Origin of the sequence: Kibdelosporangium banguiense (genome assembly GCF_017876405.1) — a bacterium.
In the GTDB taxonomy this organism is placed as follows: domain Bacteria; phylum Actinomycetota; class Actinomycetes; order Mycobacteriales; family Pseudonocardiaceae; genus Kibdelosporangium; species Kibdelosporangium banguiense.
In genome coordinates, this window is sequence record NZ_JAGINW010000001.1 from 10,490,099 (window position 1) to 10,496,317 (window position 6,219).

1 protein-coding gene is annotated in these 6,219 nt (G+C 73.2%); it reads right to left on the reverse strand.

Annotated elements, in window-relative coordinates; genetic code table 11:
* Window positions 1–51: 51 nt before the first annotated feature.
* Complete coding sequence (locus JOF56_RS47060) at window positions 52–6,216, reverse strand: type I polyketide synthase (protein WP_443667652.1); 6,165 nt, start codon at window positions 6,214–6,216, stop codon at window positions 52–54.
* Window positions 6,217–6,219 lie beyond the last annotated feature (3 nt).

A 6,219-nucleotide genomic window follows, 5' to 3' on the forward strand; every position in this document is an offset into this window, starting at 1 on the left:
GCTCTCGTGTGACATCACTGCTTCTTTCGCGGCACGGGTGGGTTCGGGGGCTCAGACCGACCAGGGTTTGCTGTCCATGAGCTCGAACAGCTCGGCGTCGGTCGCCGTGGCGAGGTCGGTGTCCGCCGACTGTTCTGTCGCGGTCCAGTCCGCCAGCAGGGCGCGGAGGCGGACGGTCAGTTCCGGCCGGGCCTCGTCGCCGGCGGGGACACCGGTGAGCAGCGCGGCCAGCGAGTCGATCGCGCTCGCCGCCAGCCGGACGGGGTCCACCTCGGGGACGAGTTCCCGTCGCAGCATCCCCGCCAGCGCGGCCGGGGTCGGGTGGTCGAACACCACCGTGACGGGCAGCCGCAGCCCGGTGCCGGTACCGAGCCGGTTGCGCAGCTCGACCGCGGTGAGCGAGTCGAACCCAAGGTCCTTGAACGGCCGGTCGGCGAGCACCGCGTCCGGGCTGTGGTGGCCGAGCACCGCCGCGGCCTGGGTGCGCACCAGATCGGTCAGCAGCCGCATACCGTCCTCAATGGACAGATTGGCCAGCCGGTCACCCAGGTTCCCGGTCCGAGGCTCGGCCGCGGCGGGCTGGAACGTCGTGCGCACCAGGGCACGCAGCAGCGCCGGCACGGTTCCGGTGAACTGTCGTGGCCGCAGGTCCACGGGCAGGGTGTGCGGCCGGTGGTGGGCCGTCGCGGCGTCGAACAACGCGAGGCCATGGTCGGCGCCGAGCGGGTGGACACCGCTGCGGGCCATGCGGTCCAGGTCCGCCTGGTCAAGGTCGCCGGTCATCGCGCTGCGGTCGGCCCACAGACCCCACGACAGAGACCGGGCGGGAAGGCCCGCGCGGTGGCGGTGCTCTGCCAGCGCGTCCAGGAACGCGTTCGCGGCCGCGTAGTTGCCCTGTCCCGGTGCGCCGAACACGCCCGCGGCCGACGAGAACAACGCGAACAAGCCGAGGTCGCGGTCCTTCGTCAGCTCGTGCAGGTGCCACGCCGCGTCGACCTTCGGCCGGAACACGGCGTCGAGTCGTTCCTCGGTCAGCTCGGTGACAACGCCGTCGTCGAGGGCACCCGCCGCGTGCACGACACCGCGGAGGTCCGGGATGTCCGCGAGCAACGCGGCGACCGCGTCCCGGTCGGCGACATCGCAGGCGACAACACGAACGCCCGCGCCGAGCATGGTCAGTTCAGCCGCGCCGGGCGCGTTCTGGCCCTGACGGCTCGCCAGCACCAGGTTCTGGACGCCGTGCGCGGTCACCAAGTGCCGGGCGACGAGCGAGCCAACCAGACCCGTCCCGCCTGTGACCAGCACCGTCCCGTCCGCAATGGACGGTGAGACGGTCAGCACGACTTTGCCGGTGTGCTTGGCCTGGCTCATGTGGCGGAACGCCTCGGGTGCCTGCCGCACATCCCATGCCGTGACCGGCAACGGGGTGAGCACACCCTGCTCGAACAGCGGCACCAACTCGGCGAGGATGTCCTGTACCCGGTCCGGTCCGGCCTCACCCAGGTCGAACGCCTGGTACCGGACCCCAGGCCACCGGGCGGCCACCGCGTCGGCGTCGCGGATGTCGGTCTTGCCCATCTCGACGAACCGGCCGCCGTCGCCGAGCAGGTCGATCGACGTGTCGACGAACTCGCGCGCCAGACTGTTCAGCACCACGTCGACCGTGGGGAACCGCGTGCCGAACTCGAGCGACCGCGACGACGCGATCCGCTCCTCCGGCACACCCAGTTCGCGCACCGCGGGCCATTTCGGTTCACTGGCGGTCGCATACACCTCGACACCGAAGTGCCGGGCCAACTGCACCGCCGCCATGCCCACGCCGCCCGCAGCCGCGTGCACCAGCAACGACTCCCCTGCCCGGAGACCGCCGATGTCGACCAGCCCGTAGTACGCCGTCAGGAACGTCGTGGGCACCGAGGCCGCCGCCGCGAACGACCACCCGGCGGGCATCCGCGCCAACTGCCGCCGGTCGCCCACCGCGACCGGGCCGCCGTACGAGCCGGAGAGCAGCCCGAACACGTGGTCGCCGACCGCCAGGCCCGTCACGCCGGGCCCGGTCTCCAGCACCACACCGGCGCCCTCGCACCCGAACCCCGCGCTGCGGAACGACACGTCGTCGCCGATCGTCACCATCCCGAGCGCGACGAGCACGTCCCGGAAGTTCACCCCGGTCGCCCGCACACCGACCCGCACCTCGCCGGGCCCCAGCGGTTGCGTCACCTCGGGACAGGGCACGAGCCCCAGCCCGTCCAGCGACCCGGCCGCGTTCAGGTCCAGCGACCACGCGCCGGCATCAGGCACCGGCAAGGCATCCGCGACGACCCGGCGCAACCGGGGTACCCAGCCGGCACCGCCGCGGACGGCCACCTCCGGCTCACCCGAGGCCAGCGCGGCGGCGAACACGCGCGGCAGTGCCGCCGCCGACTCCGGCATGGTGTCCACGTCGACCTGCACGATCCGGTTCGGGTGCTCGGACTGGGCCGAGCGCACCAGCCCACGCGCGGCGGCATGAGACAGGTCGCGCACCCGTTCGCCTGGGGTCACCGCGACGCCGCCACTGGTCACCACGACGAGGGTCTCCTCGCCGTCCAGCCGCTTGCGCACCTCGCCGAGCACGGACGCCACCACATCCCGCGTCGCGTGGACGGGGTCGCCCTCACCAGGTGGGCAGCTCAGGGTGACGACATCGGGGTCCGGTCCGTCCGGCAGGGACAACTCGGTCCAGTCCAGCTCGAACAGACCATCCGGCATGCGTTGCGCTGCGGCGGGACGGGACGTGACGGCGTCGACAGTGACGACCGGTTGCCCGGCCGTGTCGGTCAGCGTGACCGACCCATCCGGCGCCAGCCGGACCCGCGCGGTCGTGGCGCCCGAGGCGTGGACCCGCACGCCGGAGAAGGAGAACGGCAACCCGCCTTGCCCGTCGTGGCCGTCGGCGGCGAACCGGGCGTGCAGTGCGGCGTCGAGCAGGGCCGGGTGGACGGCGAAGCCCTCGGTCTCGGTCCCGGCCGGCAGCGCCACCTCGGCGTACACCTTGTCGCCCGCCGACCAGACCGCGCGCAGGCCGCGGAACAGCGGGCCGTAGCAATACCCGAGGTCGTCCAGCCGGTCGTAGAGGCCGTCGAGGTCGACGGGAGTGGCACCGGCGGGCGGCCAGCTCTCCGGCCCGGTCACCGGTGCGTCCACAGTGGACTCCGTGAGCAGGCCGGTCGCGTGGCAGGTCCACTCCCCCGGTCCGGAGTACACCCGGACCTCGCGCCGTCCGTCGTCGTCCGGCGCGTCGACATGAACCTGGAGGTCGACGGCGCCGTCACGGGGCAGCGTGAGCGGGTGGTGCAGGACCAGCTCGTCCAGCCGGTCGCCGCCGGTCCGCAGCACCAGGTCGACGATGGCGGTGCCCGCGACCACGAACTCGCCCATGACCGTGTGGTCCGCCAGCCACGGCATCGTGGCGAGCGACAGCCTGCCCGTGTACACGGCGGAGTCGTCCGCCAGCGCGACACCGGCGGTGAGCAGCGGGTGCTCCGGCGCGGACACGCCGGCGGGCACGCCGTGCGCTGGGCCGCCGCGGAGCCAGAACCGCTCGCGTTCGAACGCGTACGTCGGCAGGTCGACGGTCATGGCGTCGCCGAACACCGCGCGCCAGTCCGGGTCGACGCCGGAGACCCACAGCTCGGCCAGCGCGGTGAGCACCCGGCGCGGACCGCCGTCGTCCCGGCGGAGTGTCCCGACCACGGCCGTGTCCCCCGCGATCGCCGTCGCCAGCACGGGATGCGGACTCACCTCAAGAAAAGTGGTGTTCCCTGCCGCGAGCAGCACTTCGACCGTCTCGGCGAACCGGACCTGGTCGCGGAGGTTGCGGTACCAGTAGGTGTCGTCGAACTCGGCGGGGCCGGGGGTGACGGTCGAATACATCGGCACGGTGCCCGCGTGGTGGGTGATCGGCGCGGCGAGCGCGACGAGCCGGTCCCGCAACGGTTCGACGTGCGGGGTGTGCGAGGCGTAGTCGACCGGGATGGTCCTGGTCCGCAGCCCGGCCTCCGCGGCCGCGGCCTCGACCGCCGCCAGCGCCTCGACGTCTCCGGCGACGACCGTCGCGTCCGGCCCGTTCAGCGCGGCGACCCAGGCACCCGGGCCGAGTAGGTCCGCCACGTCAGCGGCGGGTGCGGCGACCGACATCATGCCGCCCCTGCCCGCCAGTTCCTCGGCGATCATCTTGCTGCGCAAGGAAACCAGCTGTGCCCCGTCCGCCAGTGACAGCACACCGGACACACATGCGGCCGCGATCTCGCCCTGCGAGTGCCCGACCACGGCGGCGGGCTCGACGCCCAACGACCGCCACAGCGCGGCGAGCGACACCATCACCGCCCACAGCGCCGGCTGCACGACGTCCACGCGTTCCAGCGACGAGGCGTCCCGCACCACGTCCACCAGGTCCCAGTCGACGTGCGGCGCGAGCGCGGCCGCGCACTCACCCATCGCCGCCGCGAAGACCGGTGACGACGCCAGCAACTCGGTCGCCATCCCCGCCCATTGCGCACCCTGGCCGGGGAACACGAACACGACACCCGGCCGGTCCTGCCCGGCCACGCCCTCGACCGCACCCGGCGTACCGGCAGCCACCGCGTCCAACTCGGCGAGGAACCCGTCGCGGTCCTCAGCGAACACGACGGCACGGTGCGGCAGGCCTGCCCGCGTCGCCGCCAGCGACCACCCGATGTCGGCCGGGTCGGCGTCCGACGCCGCCACGAACCGCCGCAACCGCGCGGCCTGGCGCCGCAACCCGGCGGCCGAGTGGCCGGACACGACCCAGGGCAGAAGTCCTTCTGTCCCAAGAGCAACCGGGGCCCGCGCCACCGGCGCATCGAGGGCCGGAGCCTGCTCCAGCACGACGTGGGCGTTGGTGCCGCTCATGCCGAACGCGCTCACGGCGGCCCGCCTTGGCGCACCGGTCTCCGGCCAGGGACGGGTCTCGGTGACCAGCTCCACCTCGCCCGCGGCCCACTCCACGTGTGGTGTCGGCGCATCGACGTGCAGCGTGGCGGGCACGACGCCGTGCCTGAGCGCCAGCACCATCTTGATCACCCCGGCCACCCCGGCCGCGGCGGCGGTGTGGCCGATGTTGGACTTCACCGATCCCAGCAGGGCGGGACCGCCCTGGCCGCGTTGCTGTCCGTACGTCGCCAGCAGGGCCTGCGCCTCGATCGGATCGCCCAGCGCCGTGCCGGTCCCGTGCGCCTCGACGACGTCCACTTCGGACGCCGCGAGGAGGGCACTGGCGAGGGCCGCCCGGATCACCCGTTGCTGGGCGGGACCGTTCGGGGCGGTCAGGCCGTTCGACGCGCCGTCCTGGTTCACCGAGGAACCCCTGACCACCGCGAGCACCCGGTGTCCTGCGCGCACGGCGTCGGAGAGGCGTTCGAGCAGCACGATCCCCGCGCCTTCGCCCCACGCGGTGCCGTCGGCCGCAGCCGCGAACGCCTTGCAGCGCCCGTCCGGGGCCAGCCCGCGCTGACGGCTGAACTCGGTGAACATGCCGGTAGTCGCCATGATCGTCGCACCGCCCGCCAACGCCATCGAACACTCGCCGCGACGCAGCGCGTGCGTGGCGAGGTGCAACGTGACCAGCGACGACGAGCACGCGGTGTCCACGGTGATCGCTGGGCCCTCGAAACCGAAGGTGTAGGCGACCCGGCCGGACGCGACGCTGGCCGAGTTCCCGGTGCCGAGGTAACCCTCGACCTCATGGGCGTCGCCGGTTGCGAGCGTCGCGTAGTCCTGACCATTGGTGCCCACGAACACACCGGTGCGGCTGCCCCGCAGCGGCAGCGGGTCGATTCCCGCGTGCTCGAAGGCCTCCCAGGCCAGCTCCAGCAACACCCGCTGCTGCGGGTCCATCGCCAGCGCCTCCCGGGGCGAGACACCGAAGAAGTCCGCGTCGAACCCGGCCGCGTCGGTCAGGAACGCGCCGCGGCCGGTCACCGACGTGCCTGCCCGGTCCTGGTCGGGGTGGAACAACGCGTCCAGGTCCCAGCCGCGGTCCGTCGGGAACGGCCCTACCGCGTCCTTCCCGTCAGTGAGCAGCCGCCACAAGCTCTCCGGCGTGTCGATCCCACCCCCGAAGCGGCAGCTCATCCCGACGACGGCGATCGGCTCCCGCTCGGCGTCCTCGACCTCCCGCAGCCGACCGCGGACCGTGTGCAGGTCGGCCGTCACCCG